This is a genomic window from Streptomyces sp. WAC 01529 (assembly GCF_003945545.1).
GTDB classification, from domain to species: domain Bacteria; phylum Actinomycetota; class Actinomycetes; order Streptomycetales; family Streptomycetaceae; genus Streptomyces; species Streptomyces anatolicus.
In genome coordinates this window covers 124,872-137,814 of record NZ_CP029617.1, presented here as the reverse complement: position 1 = coordinate 137,814, position 12,943 = coordinate 124,872, and the positions used below count along the sequence as shown (strand labels likewise).

Here is a 12,943-nt window from a genome sequence, read left to right as displayed (position 1 = left end):
CGTGCGATGCCCCTGGCGACAACCGCCCCAGGGCCAGGCCTCCACGGCATCAACTGCCGCACCCTCGCCCGACGCGGAAAGTGCACCCACCCCCTGAGCCCACCCGCTCCACACGACAGTGCCGCGGTGTAGGGGTGCTGGGCTGGAGGGGACAGGGCGATGAGGTGAGGGCTCGCTGCGCCCAGTGTCAGTTGGCGGTCTGCCGCGGGCAGCAGCTTCAGGTCCCGTTCGACTCGGATTTGGTCCACACCCTCTTCATGCCGCCTTCGAACAGCCTCCGGACCTCGACCAGGGAAGGCCCTCCGCGGAAGCACCACAGGGCGATGACCGGATCGCAGATGGCACATGCCAGGGATGCGTCGTGGTAGAACGGCAGGATCGGATGGCCCTTGAGGTGGTGGGCCATGTCCCAGGCAGTGTGGAGCAGCCAGCCGACGCCGACGAAGGCCCAGGAGTCCAGGCCACGGTAGGCGACGTAAGCCATGAGTGCCACGAAGGGGAGTTCCCACGGGCCGAATCCGCCCCCGCTCAGATAAGCGGCGCCGGCTCCGCCCACCATGATCGCGTTGAAGTGGCGTCGGTGCGGTTCCTTGATCAGGGACATCAGCAGGCAGTAGATGATGCCGACGATCACCGGTGACACGAGGTGCATGAGGGGATGACTTCTTCCTTCTGGGACGGGCCTGTTCGCCACGATCGAGTTGCTAGGACTTTGACGGCGGCCGGGGCTGGATCGAGGCGCCAGTTCGTGACTGCGACGAACAGGTAGGCGCATCCGAGGGTGGAGCCCCTCAAGGTGGGGTGGGCTTGAGGTGGGCACGGGTTCGAGGCGATCGTCAGGCGTCGCCGAGCGGGCGGCTCAGCATTGCGGGAAGGATGCTCGCGGCGACGGTGACCGGGCCGACGGCGACGATGGCGGCCAGCATGTGCAAGGACAGAGAAGCTTGGGCACGCCGGGGGCTCCGGGGCGGTCTGGCGTTCGCCGGTGACCTTCGTCGGCGAGAGTGCTACTTCCTCGCCAGCTCCCTGGGCAAGCCGGACAGGGCGCCGTCCTGCTCACGGAGTTCGAACACGGCCTTGGTCGTGCCGATGGGTGTGGCGATGGCCAGGTTCCAGCTGCCTTCGGCGCACATGTGGTGAGCGACCGATCTGGGAATGACCGGATGCTCAGAGGGTGGTGGGCGCCGGGCCCTGCGCGCGCCAGACGGTGCCGCGCCGCTCGTGGGAGAAGAGTTCTTCGACGGCATGCGCGACGCGGGGGCCCACCTCGCGTTCCAACAGGTACAGACCCAGATCGAGACCGGAGGTCACCCCGGCACCGGTGACCAGGTCGCCGTCGTCCACGATGCGCGCGCGAACCGCGTGGGCGCCAGTGGCGTCCAGCATGTCGTGGCCCAAGTGGTGGGTGGTGGCGTGACGTCCCTCCAGCAGGCCGGCCATGGCCAGGATGAGCGAGCCGCCGCAGACGGTGGCGACGGTGATGTCCGGGTCATCCATGGCCTGTTTGAGGAGCGCGGGGAGTTCGGTGGTCAGCGTGCGTCCCAGCAGTACTGGGATGGACTCGTCCTGCGTTCGCTCGCAGGCGCCCGCCTCTTCTTCCGGGGCCTCGCCGGGTTCGCCCATGCGGCCGGAGGCGCTGGGCACCAGAAGCAGGTCGGCGCGCTCCAGGTCGACGGCGCCGACGGCACGCAGCGTCAGCCCTCCGGTGCCGCTGACGACCTCACGAGGACCCTCCGCGGTGACCAGCTCGACGGTCACCGCGCCGTCCGTCGCCGAGCCGCCGGCGTACAGCACCTCGAAGGGGGCGATGACATCGAGCGGGTCGGAGCCATCGAACAGGACGATCTGGATGTGCATGGGTGTTCCCTCGGCGTCGATTTCCATCGGGATGCTCCGAAGTCAACCGGCTTCCCGGCATCTCGCCCAGTGGCACTAGTGACACGTTCCGACGGAATAGTGCCAACACCTTCTCGAAGGGCGTGAACTGCGATGACATGGAGCTTCCGCAAGGACGGCCCAGGTTCGTCAAGCCGATGGGCAGGTAGGTTCTGGCCATGCATACGGTCGCCGTTCTCGCGTTGGACCAGGTGATCCCATTCGACCTGTCCACCCCGATCGAGGTCTTCTCCCGCACCCGCCTGCCCGACGGGCGGCCCGGCTACCAGGTCCGGGTGTGTGCCGAACACGACGAGGTTGACGCCGGGGCCTTCATCCTGCGTGCCCCCTGGGGTCTGGAGGGTCTCCAGGGCGCGGACACGATCATCGTGCCGGGCGTCACAGATGTCGCCGCCCCGCTCCCTCCCGCCGTGCACGACGCGCTGCGGTCGGCTGCTGCCGTCGGCACCCGGATCGCGTCCATCTGTGTGGGCGCCTTCCCCTTGGCCGCCACCGGGCTCCTGGACGGGCTGCGCGTCACGACCCACTGGCGAGCGGCCGGTCTTCTGGCCGCCAATCACCCGGACATCGACGTCGACCCGGACGTCCTCTACGTCGACAACGGCCAGTTGCTCACCTCGGCCGGTGCCGCGGCCGGTATGGACCTGTGCCTGCACATGATCCGCCGTGACTACGGCTCGGCCGTCGCCGCCGACGCCGCACGCCTGTCCGTGATGCCCCTCGAACGGGAGGGCGGACAGGCGCAGTTCATCGTCCACGATCACGCACCCACACCACAGGGCTCCGAACTGGAGGTGCTGCTCACCTGGCTTCAGGAAAACCTGGCCCGCGACCTCTCCCTTGCCGACATCGCCGAGCGGGCCAGGACCAGCACCCGAACCCTGATCCGGCGCTTCCGCGACCAGACCGGCTCCACCCCGCTCCAGTGGCTCCACCGAGCCCGCATCCGTCAGGCACAGCACCTGCTGGAAACCACGGAGCACTCCGTGGAGCGCATCGGCCGCCAGGTCGGCTTCGGCTCACCGACCACCTTCCGCGACCGCTTCAAACGCACCACCGGCGTCAGCCCGCAGACCTACCGACGCACGTTCAGCGGATGAAGGTGCCTTCGATGATGGGCAGCGGCCCGTCGTATTTGATCCAGGCGCCTGGTGGGTGAGCCGTGGGTGCAGGCGGTACCGTGCCTGCGCGGTCGCCTTGTTTGGCTCGGTCGGAGCGGAGTCTGCCGGGATTTCGACGGGCAGATCGGTGAGCAGGTGGGCGATGCGGGGTGCGTTGCATCCAGCGCCCAGCATGACCAGGACATCGGGGTCGCCCGGCTTCCACTAACCTGCGGCGACGAGCCGGTCGACCAGCTCGCGTAGCTGGGCCGTAGTCCCCGCGGCAGCGTCCGCGCCGGGCTCCGGACCAACCGCGTCCAGCACCACCACCCACGACGTCAGGTCGGTCTCCAGCGCGGCCACAATCGAGTATGGCCAGCCCGGGACCATCTGATGCTTGCCCTCACCGCGACCGAAGGTGTGGCAAAAGGAACGGTCAGCGGCAGGTGTTGGCGTCCGGCCGCAGTCGCGGCGATACGTCCGCAGTCAGGACGATCCGACCGACGCCCTCGGCAACGGCATCCCGCCCATTGCATCCCGGCCCGGCTGACCGCTCGGCCCCGCGGAGCCTTCTTGGCATCATCGCGGCATGACCCCGACCCTTCCCCGCACTGTCCGAGCCGTCGACACGGCTCAGCTCCTGGGCCTGGCCCAGGAGGCCGCCATGCACAGCTTCAGCCAGCGGCTCCCCGTCGACTGGCTACGAGTGCACCTCGCCGCAGATGCGACGCACTACCTCTTCCCGACACTCGTGCAGCGGCTCACGCACCGGCCCGAGACGCCGCTGCAGTGGAGGTGCCGGCAACTGCTGACCGTCACAACCGGCGAACAGATCTGGGGTCTCCTCGACGTCCTCCCCGACACCTTCGACAAGATCCCGGAGACCCTGGACACGCCGTCCAAGAAGGACATCGTCAACCGCATCGACCAAGCAGTGACGGTGCGTGAGTGGATGGAACGGACGGACGCCGATGCAGGCTCATGAGGTCCGGGGCAGCCGACTGGAAAGTCCGAGGAAATGACACCGACTCAAGGCGTGACCGGGCCGAAGCTCATCACTACGAAGGTCTCACCCGGGCCGGGCGGCCGCGTCCAGGAGCAGGTGGTGAAGGTGTGCAGACGGCCGTGGTCAAGGGCGTAGCGGGGGAGCGTGACACCGAACGCGGCCGCGATCGCCGTGAGGGCGGTGGCCTCACCCGGCAACCCGCCGTCCCGCTCACTGCCGCTTCCGCCGTCCCGCTGCATGCCGCCGTCGTCGTGCGGTCGGCGGTCCCGGATCGTGGGGAACAGGCGGGCCGGGTCCAGGTCCTGTGGGATCTCCCCACAGCGCTCGCACCGATTGCCCCGGACCGTGAACGCGTACTGCTCCTCGCCCCGCTCGGCGACGGACAGGTGGAACAGCGCGCCCTCGCCGTACCGGTCGGCCTCGCCCCACACCACCACCACGCGGCCGTGCCGGGCCGCCGCAGCGGCCGGGGAGACGAACCGGGCCTCATTGAACGGCTGCGGATCGTTGTCGAAGGCGAAGCTCCAGCCGGGCCCTGCCCGGCCGACGGCGACCAGCGCCTTGTCGTCATACGAGGACCTGGTGCGCACGCCGGAATCACCGTCGGGCCGCGACGCGTGACGCGCGTCCCACAGAGTCATCGGCGGGTGCAGTTCCGCGCCGTCCTCGGCGCCGACGAGCGCGGGCAGCGCGGCAGGCGCCACGCCCTCGACAAGAAGGAAGCGGTATGCGGTGCGCTGGCCGCTTCCAGGGCGGTCCGCGAGCCAGGCCAGGCCCTCGGGGTCCTCGTCAACCACGGCGCCGGCCACTCCGGTCGCCTCTTCGCCTCGGGGCGTGGCCAGCAGAGCCCGGCCGCGTGCCGGGGTAAACAGCGGTCCCAGCAGCGGATCGGCGGTCAGGCCAACCGGCGCGAGGTGATCGGGCCCCAGGGGCTGCCACCGGGGCAGTGCCGCGGACAGAGTCCGCCAGGCCGCGTCGGCCTCACCCCACCGCATCTGCTCCCGCGCCGCCGCCACGGCGCCACCGAACGGACCCGCCACGGTGTAGGCATAAGTCCCCTCCTGGAACTGCTCCAGAAGCGTGCCCTCGAGCGCACGCACCTCCTCCGTCCTGCCCCGCAAGTGGTACTCGTACGCCCCGTCCCCCCATGACCGCCTCTCCCGGCTGTTCATCAGTGCGGGCAGCAGGTCCGGCGCGTAGCGGGGGTCGGCGGCAAGGCCGCCGAGGGAGTTGGTGTGCCGGTCGCCGAGCATCCAGGTGAGCTGCTCCCGCAGAGCCGTGGCCCGGGGTCTGCCGAACGCGCAGGCTTCCGCGAGCGCCGCCTCGGCCCGCTCGTAGTCCCCGCGCAGCGCATCCCGTCGTGCCTCCTCCACCTGCACGTCCAGCGCCTCGGTGGTGGCATTCGTGAACAGGCGCCCGCCGTCGCGCCCTGCCTCCAGCTGATGGAACTCGCGATAGGCGGCCTGCATGAACTCCCAGAAGCTCCGGTACCGCTCGGGAGGGGCGGCCCGCCACGGCGACCAGGTGAGCACGGCCCACTCACCGTGCTCATCCACGTCCTCCGGATCCAGCGCCACGGACACAGCGTCGGACTCCACGTCCAGTTGCAGGCCCCGTGTCCAGACCAGTGCCTCCTGGAGCTCCGCCGGACTCGCATCCTCGTGCAGATGCTCCAGGAACAACTCGGTCAGGTCCGTCTCACTGTCCGGGCGGTACGCCTCCCGCGTCCCCGCGAGCCGCCATACGAACCCACCCGCGTGCCGCCACCCGTCGGTGACCCCCAGGAACTGCCGGTACGACGGCGGCAGCCGCAGGCCGATGCGCTCCTCGAGAGCCGCTATGCCCGCGCCGGTCGCGGGGGCGAAGCCCAACCAGCGTTCCTCCAGCACCTTCTGGTCCCCCGCGTCCGGCGCCTCGTCCGGATCGTACGCGTCCGCCCACTCGCCGCTCCACCGTGCGAGGAAGGGCCGCCAGTCATACGTCATCTCAGCGGTCTCGGTCATGGCGCGATCGTCGCACCCGGCACTGACAAAGCTCCGTCGCCGTAGAACGCCGCCCAGGCACCGGTGGCTTGCGCCGCGAAACACAAGCTGGCCGAGCGAGCGGGCGGGGGCCGCCCACGAGGAATTCGCCGCAGCGGGGAGGCCTGCCGCTCGTCCGCATCTTCGGCAGGAAGAGCGGACGGCCTGTCCGAGCAACGCGCGAGGAGCACGGACGGGCCCCGGTCCCGATTGACCCTTAGCTTGTTCTTTATCTATCAGGATCTTCCGGATCTGCCGATGGCCTTGAGGGTCTCAGGGCGTTTGACGGTTTTGCCGACGTCGTAGCGGGGTGCGGGGTGGCGGTTCTTGGTCCCGAGCGGTCGTCTGGGACCGGCGCCACAAGGTTGGGGAACACGCGCGGGACAGAGCAGGTGGGCTCGGATGTTCCTGAAGCCCCGGCGGACCCGGGCCGGGGTGAGGCGTTCGGGCCTGACCGGCTCTTCCCAGGGTCGGCGGAGATCCGCAGCCAGTGGTCGGGCGAGGCGGAGCTGGGTGTGCGCGACGGCCAGGAGCCAGGTCCAGCGGTCCGCGGCTTCGAGTGTACGCAGCTTCGGGGTGGTCCAGCCGAGCGTCTGTTTTGCGAACTTGAAGGTGTGCTCCAGGTCGAATCTCCTCAGAAACCCCTGCCACCAGCGGTCCACGTCCGCCGGGGCGGCACCGGTTTGCGACGACCACAGCCATACCGGCGGAGCCTCCCGTTCCTTGGAGAGGTGCTCGACTTTGAGACGGACCAGGGTGCCCTCGACGATGGGAAGTTCACCGTCGTGGTCGAGCCAGGCCGAGCGGTGGGTGAGACGCGGGTGGACCCGGTGCCACGCCTGGGCCTCGGCCTTGCCGTAGTTCATCGTGTCGGTGGCCGTGGTGATCGCCGGTTCGGGCCAGGCCTCGGGTTTGTTGAAGCGGAACTCCTTGCCGTGCTTCGGCGGTCGCCCACCCTGGGGATAGGCCAGGGCGTACTCCTTGAGCGAGGGCTTCGGCAGCCTCATCACCCGGTCGCCGCGGATCCGGCCGACCAGTTCGACGGGCAGATCCCGCAGGACCCAGGCCAGGCGGGTGACGTCATAACCGGCGTCCATGACGATCGTGATGTCCGGGGCGCCGGGCGTCCACTGGCCGGCCGCGATGAGCCGTTCCACCACGGCGCGGAGCTGGGCGGCGGTGATGCCGGTCGCGTCGTCCTCGGGTCCGAGCCGGACCACGTCCAGGATCGACGTCCATGAGGTGGCTCCCGGTTCGAGGGCGGCGACGAATGAATAGGGCCAGCCGGGGATGAACTGCGACGCGGACTTCGCCCGTCCGTAGACGTGGCAGAACAACCGGTCGTCCGCTGAGCACGGTGCGTCCGAGCGCAGCCACGGTGACACGTCGACCGCGAGGACCAGTCGTCCACCGTCGAAGCGCGGCAGGGGCATGCCGACCAGCAGGGTCTGCAGCCGCTCGACGTCGATCCGGCCGCGGTTGAGGGCTCCGTACAGCGCGCCGTGCCCACGACGGTGTTCGGGTATCAGCGTCAACTCCACCGGTGAGGTGACCGGCCCGTCGACACACAGCAGCGCGTCGGTGAGCTCGAACAACTCATCCCGCCGAGCGGTCAGAGACTTGTAGAACTCGCTCCGGAAGCATGACGCTTGTGCGAACGCTTCCTGCCGGACATCGTGATGCAGCAGACTCACCCCTGGCGGCCTTGGTCCCCATTTGGGTCTTGTGAAACGCGCGCTCTGGACAGCACGCAGGATCACGCCAAGGCCGCCCCCACGTCCGCCGAACTCCCTCTCGAGCGTTCAAGTTCGGGACGCAATTCGAGGCAAGAAGAAGAAGATCAAGCTAATGCGACGGATCTAACCAAGGCAACCTTGCTGAAGAACGTTGCCAACCGTTTCTTCACACAGCTTGTGGAAGCTAGGGAGATCGCCGGGGCCGTCATCGGCGGTGGCTGTGGCAGTCCCGCCGATGATGGTTGCAGTGGCGAGGGCGACTGCGGCGAGAATGGTGCGCACACGCATGTGTTTTTCTCCTTGGGTAGGACTGCGGCTTCCCCCAGCCCATCGCACCCGCTGCTCACTGGTGACTGTTCGCGCCCATGCAGGTGAACAATCCCGTTTTGGACTACCTCTCGCCGCCGATACCAAGCTGCGGAGCAGGCGAATGGTCGGCCCCTGGGTGCCGCGCGTCACGCCCTGGCCCTCCGAGGTACTCAAACACTCGCTCAGCTTGTTCTTTATCTTCCGGAGCTGTTCGGGGCTCAAAGATAAAGAACAAGCTTAGTAGCTGTTCTTGAACCAACCTGCTGGTAGGTGCCACCGGCTGAGTTCCCAAGTGCATAGGGCAGGACGTCGTTCGTGTGGCTGGTGCAGGAGTGACAAAAGACGGTCCACTCGATGTGGAAGAAGGCCATGAGGAACCCGACGGCCTCGTCGTCATCGCAGATGAGCCGGAGCCAGGCGATGCCGGGGTGGACGTATGCCTCGGCATGTGACTTCACCACGGGTGCCACCAGGTGTTCCTGGTCGGGGCGAACCCACAGGTTGATCACGGTCTCGAAGTTGTCAGGGGTGATCTCTTGAAACTGGCACGTCCGCGCTCTAAGCAGGCAGCGCAAGTGATTTTCGAAGAGTGTGACCCGTGGTCAGCTGACGGGGCAGGTGCCCAGTTCAGGTGGGCTTCGGATTCTCTGAACCAGGCACGGCTGCTTGCCGTCAGGAGGTGGCCGTCGACGTGTCGATGAATGCTGCGAAGGCCGCGAGGGTGGTGAAGTCGTCGTTCCGCAGACCGATCCGCGGATTGACGTGGTGGAGCAAGGCGGGTGCGTGGTGGTTGGCGGCCACGTGTGCATGATCCGCGTCGCTCTGTTCGTCGTCCACCCAAGCGAACGGTCGGCCGTTGGCGAACTCCACCAGCGGCTCGGACTTCCAATGAACGCCATCAGGGCGCTCGTTGAGCAGGGCGTTACCGAAGTCGACGAACGGCAGTTCAGGCAGACCGAGCACAGGTCCGATCCACTTGTTCGCGTCACTCATCCATGTTGTGGCCCAGCAGATCTCGTAGCCGAGAGCCAGCAGCGCCCGCCCGTGTTCGGGGTTGAGCCATACCCGGAGGAGCCTCCTGTGGGTCCGCAGTCTCCCAGGCTCCCCAGTCGCCCCGCGCTCCTGTGGGACGCGGAGGGTGGTGTAGCCCTCGGGGCGCTTCTCAGGCTTTGCCGCATACGGATTCAGGGGTCCGTCGACATCGAGGAACAGCAACGGCCGACCCACGGCACCCCCCGAATTTTCGCTCCCGATCTACTGAGTCGCCGAAGCGTATCCGTCTTCATGTATCGCTGGCGCGTCCGGCGATCTGGGTGAGGCCGGGCATCCCGAGGCCGACCGCCGTGGCCGTGCGGGCTGTGGCAGCGTCCATCTGGGCGAGCTTCGCCTCAGCGCCGGCGAGGCTTGACACCGGCTGAGCACGCCGCCCCGTTGGTGACCTCAACTCCTCATGGCGGCGGGCGTGTAGCGGTGGAAACCCTGCCCGCTCTTGCGGCCGAGCCTGCCTGCCGCCACCAGGTCGGTGAGCAGGGTGCACGGGGTGAAGCGGGCGTCGTCGGTGAGTTCGTGCAGGACGTGCAGGGTGTCCACGACGGTGTCCAGGCCGATGAGGTCGGCGGTGCGCAGCGGACCCATGGCGTGCCCGAAGCACTCCTGGAACAGGCGGTCCACGGTGGCCGCGTCCGCGGTGCCAGCCTGGACCACGGCGGCCGCGTCGTTGAAGGTGGCGTGCGACAGCCGGTTGGAGACGAACCCGGGTGCGTCGTTCACCACGATGCCCTGCATGCCCATGCTCGCGAGGAGGGCGTGTGCGTCGTCGAGGGTCTGCTCGCCGGTGTGCTCGCCGCGGATCATCTCGATGGTGTCCTTGGCGTACGCGGGATTCATGAAGTGCATGCCCAGGACGCGGCCGGGATCGTCGACCTGCTCGGCGAGCAGGCCGACCGGGATCGCGGACGTACAGGTGGCGAGCGTGGTGGCGGGGGTGAGCAGGGTGTTGAGGGAGCGGAAGACCTCCTGTTTCACAGGGATGCTCTCGCGGGCGCATTCGACGACGAAGGACGCGCCGCGCAGCTGGGCCAGGTCGGCGCGGAACCGCACCCGCTCCGCCGTGCGTGCGGCTCCGTCGGCCGGTGCGCGGCGCATCAAGGTGGCCATGCGCAGCCCGGCCCGCAGTCGGTCGACAGCGGTGGCCAGAGCCTCAGGTACGGGGTCCACCACGGTCACGTCGTGGCCGGCGGCCGCCAGCCGATGGGCGACGCCGACACCCATGGTGCCTGCGCCGACGACACCGACCGTACGACGGGGGGCGGGGGAGGGGGTGGCGTGGGACACGGGTTCTCCTCGGTCGGCGGTCAGGCCGTCGTGACGACGCGTACCGCACCGTCCTGGGCAGGGGGAGGCTGCTCGGGGCCGTAACCGAGCAGGATCCGGGGGCCGTTGCGCTCGACGATGCCGAAGCCGCTGAAGCGCAGGTTGACCAGCATCACCCGGTTCACCTCGGTGGGTACGAACTCCGCCAGCGGCCGCCGCCCGGCGGCCAGAGCGTCACGGACGATGTGGCCGATCAGGGCGGGGCCGATGCCGCGCGACATGACCCTGCAGGACAGCAGCAGCAGCTTCAGCACGCTGTCGGTGCCGGTGAGTTCGCTCAGCGCGAGGCCGATGGTGCCGTACGAGCCGAATCGGTCCTCCAGGCCGGCCACCAGCACCTGGTGTGCGGGGGAGGCGATCAGCTCGCGCAGTTCGGTGATGTCGTAGGTGCGGCCCGTGGTGTTGAGCTGGTGGGTACGGACGGTGAGTTCGTGGGCCCGCTCGAGATCCGTCTCCGTCGCCCGGCGCACGCTCAGGACCAGGCCGAGGGTGGCAAGGAAGTCCTTGGCCAATCCGGTGTGGGTGTCCTGGGCGTGCTTGCGGCGCAGTTCGCTGCGGTAGAGGTGGCGGCGGCCGCGGCTCTCGTCGGTGACGAACGGGGGCTGGAAAGGGGGCAGGGTGGGCAGGTCGGCCGCCTGCTCGGCGGCGAGGACGCGTACCGCGGGGTGGGCGGCCGCCACCTCGGCGCGTTCCACCGGGTCGTTGTCGATGAATGCCACGGTGTCGATGCCGATGTTGAGGGCCTCGGCGACGCGGCGCACGGCATCGGACTTGGCGCCCCAGCCGATCTCCAGGACCGTGAACAGCTCCTCGATGCCGAGTGCCCGCAGATGCGCGGTGGCGGTGTCGTGGTCGCCGCGGCTGGCGGCGGCGTGCAGGATGCCGCGCTCGTCGAGGGTGTTCAGCGTGTCGAGGACCTCGGGGAAGGGCCGGGGGGCGTCGCCTTCGAGGACGGTGCCGTTCCAAACGGTGTCGTCGAGGTCCCAGACCAGGCACTTCACGGTGGCCGCGGGGGCGTGGGCGGTTGCTTCGGTCTTCATGGCGGTCCCTTCCCGGTTCACTGTGCGCTTGCGTCGGTGGGCGCCGGCCGGTACCCGTAGCCGCGCAGCAGCCGGTTGCCGATGTGGAGTTCGGAGACGGACTGCGAGCCCTCGATGAGCTCCATCACCTTGGCGTCCCGGTAGAAGCGGCCCGCCGTGCTGTCCGGCGCGATTCCCGTGGCGCCCAGCACCTGCACGGCCGCCCCGGCGACGAAGGTGGCGGCGCCGGCCGCCGCATACTTGGCGAGGACGGTCTCCGCCACGGCCGACGGGTCTCCCTCCTGCCGCAGCCGGCCCGCTCGGGCGCAGAGTTCGCGGGCGGCCGTGGCCTGCACCGTGGCGCGGGCGAGTTCGGCGCGTACGAGCTGATGGTCGGCGAGCGGCACATCCCGCTGGAGGCGGTGCACCGCGTGGCCGGCCGCGGCGTGGAGGCAGGCCTCGGCCATCCCGACGCAGCCCCATGCCACGGTGTAGCGCCCGTGGTCCAGGGCCGTGCCCATGACGTGGGTGAGCCCCGTGCCGGGCGGGCCGATCAGGTGATCCCGCGGAACCCGCACCGAGTCGAAGCCGAGATGGGCGATCTCTGCCGCCCGCATGCCCAGCTGGCCCTCGACGCGTTCCCGGCGTACGCCCGTGCGGTCCCCCTCGACCAGTACCGCCGACAGCCGCCCCGCCAGCCGGCCCAGGACGAGAAAGACATCGGCCGTCCCGCCGAAGGTGATCCACATCTTGCGGCCGGTGACGACCAGGTCGTCACCGGCCTCGGCGATCTCCGTCCGCACGCCGGCCAGGTCGGTGCCGGCCGCCGCCTCCGTCGCGGCGAAGCCGGCGAACCGGTCCCCGCGGGCCAGCGGCGGCAGCCACTGTTCGCGCTGGGCCGCGGTGCCCCAGCGCAGCAGCGCGGCGGCGACCATCTCCTGCACGGTGAGCAGTCCGCGCAGCGCGCTGCACACCCCGCCGAGCTCGGCGCAGACCTCGCCCAGCTCGGCCGGTCCCGCGCCCGAGCCGCCGTAGCGCTCGGGCAGGGCGACCCCGAAGAGTCCGGCCTGGGCGACGGCTTCGCGTACCCGCTCGGGGAGGGTGCACAGGCGGTCCCACTCGGCGGCCTCGCTCCTGAGGGCGGCGGCGAGTTCCGCGGCGGCCGGCGGGCCCGCGCGTCCGGGGGCCTGCGTCATGACGTCAGCGCACCCCCTCGGGCCTGGACGAAGGCGAGGATGTTCGCGGCCGTACGGAAGTTGTCGATGGCGAGGTCCTCGACCTCCACCGTCAGCTGGAAGCGGTGTTCCACGAAGGTGACGAGTTCGAGGGCGAAGAGCGAGTCGGTGAGGCCGGTGGCGAAGTAGTCGTCGTCGGGGCCGACCTCGGTGCCGAGCCCACGGGCCAGAAAGTCCAGGATGTCCTCGATCGCGGCCTGTGCGGGCGGAGCTTCGGATGCTGTTGCGCGTGGCCTCGTCATGGGTGA

The 12,943-nt window shown here is 69.3% G+C and carries 13 protein-coding genes and 1 pseudogene; 2 read left to right on the top strand and 12 right to left on the bottom strand.

The genetic code is table 11. The annotated features are described in order from the left end of the window. Positions 1-217 precede the first annotated feature (217 nt). The 3 genes from DMA15_RS00525 to DMA15_RS00515 all read right to left on the bottom strand — a co-directional run bounded on the left by DMA15_RS00525 (position 218) and on the right by DMA15_RS00515 (position 1,857). Positions 218-652 (bottom strand): DUF6010 family protein, encoded by a 435-nt coding sequence (locus DMA15_RS00525; RefSeq protein WP_125510683.1) that lies wholly within the window; start codon positions 650-652, stop codon positions 218-220. 355 nt (positions 653-1,007) lie between these two features. Further along, positions 1,008-1,133 carry a hypothetical protein gene (locus DMA15_RS37880; RefSeq protein ID WP_276314311.1) on the bottom strand — a complete coding sequence of 42 codons (126 nt, stop codon included), beginning with the start codon at positions 1,131-1,133 and terminating at the stop codon, positions 1,008-1,010. 34 nt (positions 1,134-1,167) lie between these two features. Continuing rightward, positions 1,168-1,857 (bottom strand): DJ-1/PfpI family protein, encoded by a 690-nt coding sequence (locus DMA15_RS00515; RefSeq protein ID WP_125510682.1) that lies wholly within the window; start codon positions 1,855-1,857, stop codon positions 1,168-1,170. A gap of 197 nt (positions 1,858-2,054) precedes the next feature. Between DMA15_RS00515 and DMA15_RS00510 the strand changes: the two genes are divergently transcribed. Together DMA15_RS00510 and DMA15_RS00500 are read left to right on the top strand one after the other, a co-directional pair. Beyond that, the gene (locus DMA15_RS00510) at positions 2,055-2,996 is read left to right on the top strand and encodes a helix-turn-helix domain-containing protein (protein WP_125510681.1); all 942 of its coding nucleotides are present in this window, start codon (positions 2,055-2,057) and stop codon (positions 2,994-2,996) included. Between the two features lie 589 nt (positions 2,997-3,585). Beyond that, positions 3,586-3,981: a hypothetical protein gene (locus tag DMA15_RS00500; RefSeq protein ID WP_125510680.1), complete on the top strand. Its 396-nt coding sequence runs from the start codon at positions 3,586-3,588 to the stop codon at positions 3,979-3,981. A gap of 44 nt (positions 3,982-4,025) precedes the next feature. On the opposite strand, the gene DMA15_RS00495 is transcribed toward DMA15_RS00500, so the two are convergent. From DMA15_RS00495 to DMA15_RS00460, 9 genes and pseudogenes are all read right to left on the bottom strand, one after another. After that, positions 4,026-6,005 (bottom strand): SMI1/KNR4 family protein, encoded by a 1,980-nt coding sequence (locus tag DMA15_RS00495; RefSeq protein ID WP_125510679.1) that lies wholly within the window; start codon positions 6,003-6,005, stop codon positions 4,026-4,028. Positions 6,006-6,259: 254 nt separating this feature from the next. Beyond that, positions 6,260-7,717: an NF041680 family putative transposase gene (locus DMA15_RS00490; protein WP_125510678.1), complete on the bottom strand. Its 1,458-nt coding sequence runs from the start codon at positions 7,715-7,717 to the stop codon at positions 6,260-6,262. A gap of 165 nt (positions 7,718-7,882) precedes the next feature. Further along, the gene (locus DMA15_RS36465) at positions 7,883-8,047 is read right to left on the bottom strand and encodes a hypothetical protein (protein ID WP_164551655.1); all 165 of its coding nucleotides are present in this window, start codon (positions 8,045-8,047) and stop codon (positions 7,883-7,885) included. Between the two features lie 368 nt (positions 8,048-8,415). Next, positions 8,416-8,601: pseudogene (locus DMA15_RS00485) on the bottom strand (GNAT family N-acetyltransferase); the annotation flags it as partial. A gap of 139 nt (positions 8,602-8,740) precedes the next feature. Continuing rightward, complete coding sequence (locus tag DMA15_RS00480) at positions 8,741-9,295, bottom strand: hypothetical protein (protein ID WP_125510677.1); 555 nt, start codon at positions 9,293-9,295, stop codon at positions 8,741-8,743. A 213-nt stretch (positions 9,296-9,508) separates the two neighbouring features. Then, positions 9,509-10,402, bottom strand: coding sequence for a 3-hydroxyacyl-CoA dehydrogenase family protein (locus tag DMA15_RS00475; RefSeq protein ID WP_240659630.1), 894 nt, complete (start codon positions 10,400-10,402; stop codon positions 9,509-9,511). 20 nt (positions 10,403-10,422) lie between these two features. Continuing rightward, on the bottom strand, positions 10,423-11,481 hold the full coding sequence (locus tag DMA15_RS00470) for an HAD-IIIC family phosphatase (RefSeq protein ID WP_125510676.1): 1,059 nt from the start codon (positions 11,479-11,481) through the stop codon (positions 10,423-10,425). 17 nt (positions 11,482-11,498) lie between these two features. Further along, entirely contained in the window at positions 11,499-12,656 is a 1,158-nt protein-coding gene (locus DMA15_RS00465) for an acyl-CoA dehydrogenase family protein (protein ID WP_125510675.1), read from the bottom strand. Then, positions 12,653-12,937, bottom strand: coding sequence for a phosphopantetheine-binding protein (locus DMA15_RS00460; protein ID WP_125510674.1), 285 nt, complete (start codon positions 12,935-12,937; stop codon positions 12,653-12,655). Before DMA15_RS00460 ends, DMA15_RS00465 begins: the two co-directional genes overlap by 4 nt. Between the last annotated feature and the right edge of the window lie 6 nt (positions 12,938-12,943).

Excerpts from the sequence above, each read along its gene's own strand:
- DMA15_RS00525 (WP_125510683.1), bottom strand. The coding sequence starts at position 652 with ATGCACCTCGTGTCACCGGTGATCGTCGGCATCATCTACTGCCTGCTG.
- DMA15_RS37880 (WP_276314311.1), bottom strand. The coding sequence starts at position 1,133 with ATGTGCGCCGAAGGCAGCTGGAACCTGGCCATCGCCACACCCATCGGC.
- DMA15_RS00515 (WP_125510682.1), bottom strand. The coding sequence starts at position 1,857 with ATGCACATCCAGATCGTCCTGTTCGATGGCTCCGACCCGCTCGATGTC.
- DMA15_RS00510 (WP_125510681.1), top strand. The coding sequence starts at position 2,055 with ATGCATACGGTCGCCGTTCTCGCGTTGGACCAGGTGATCCCATTCGAC.
- DMA15_RS00500 (WP_125510680.1), top strand. The coding sequence starts at position 3,586 with ATGACCCCGACCCTTCCCCGCACTGTCCGAGCCGTCGACACGGCTCAG.
- DMA15_RS00495 (WP_125510679.1), bottom strand. The coding sequence starts at position 6,005 with ATGACCGAGACCGCTGAGATGACGTATGACTGGCGGCCCTTCCTCGCA.
- DMA15_RS36465 (WP_164551655.1), bottom strand. The coding sequence starts at position 8,047 with ATGCGTGTGCGCACCATTCTCGCCGCAGTCGCCCTCGCCACTGCAACC.
- DMA15_RS00470 (WP_125510676.1), bottom strand. The coding sequence starts at position 11,481 with ATGAAGACCGAAGCAACCGCCCACGCCCCCGCGGCCACCGTGAAGTGC.
- DMA15_RS00465 (WP_125510675.1), bottom strand. The coding sequence starts at position 12,656 with ATGACGCAGGCCCCCGGACGCGCGGGCCCGCCGGCCGCCGCGGAACTC.
- DMA15_RS00460 (WP_125510674.1), bottom strand. The coding sequence starts at position 12,937 with ATGACGAGGCCACGCGCAACAGCATCCGAAGCTCCGCCCGCACAGGCC.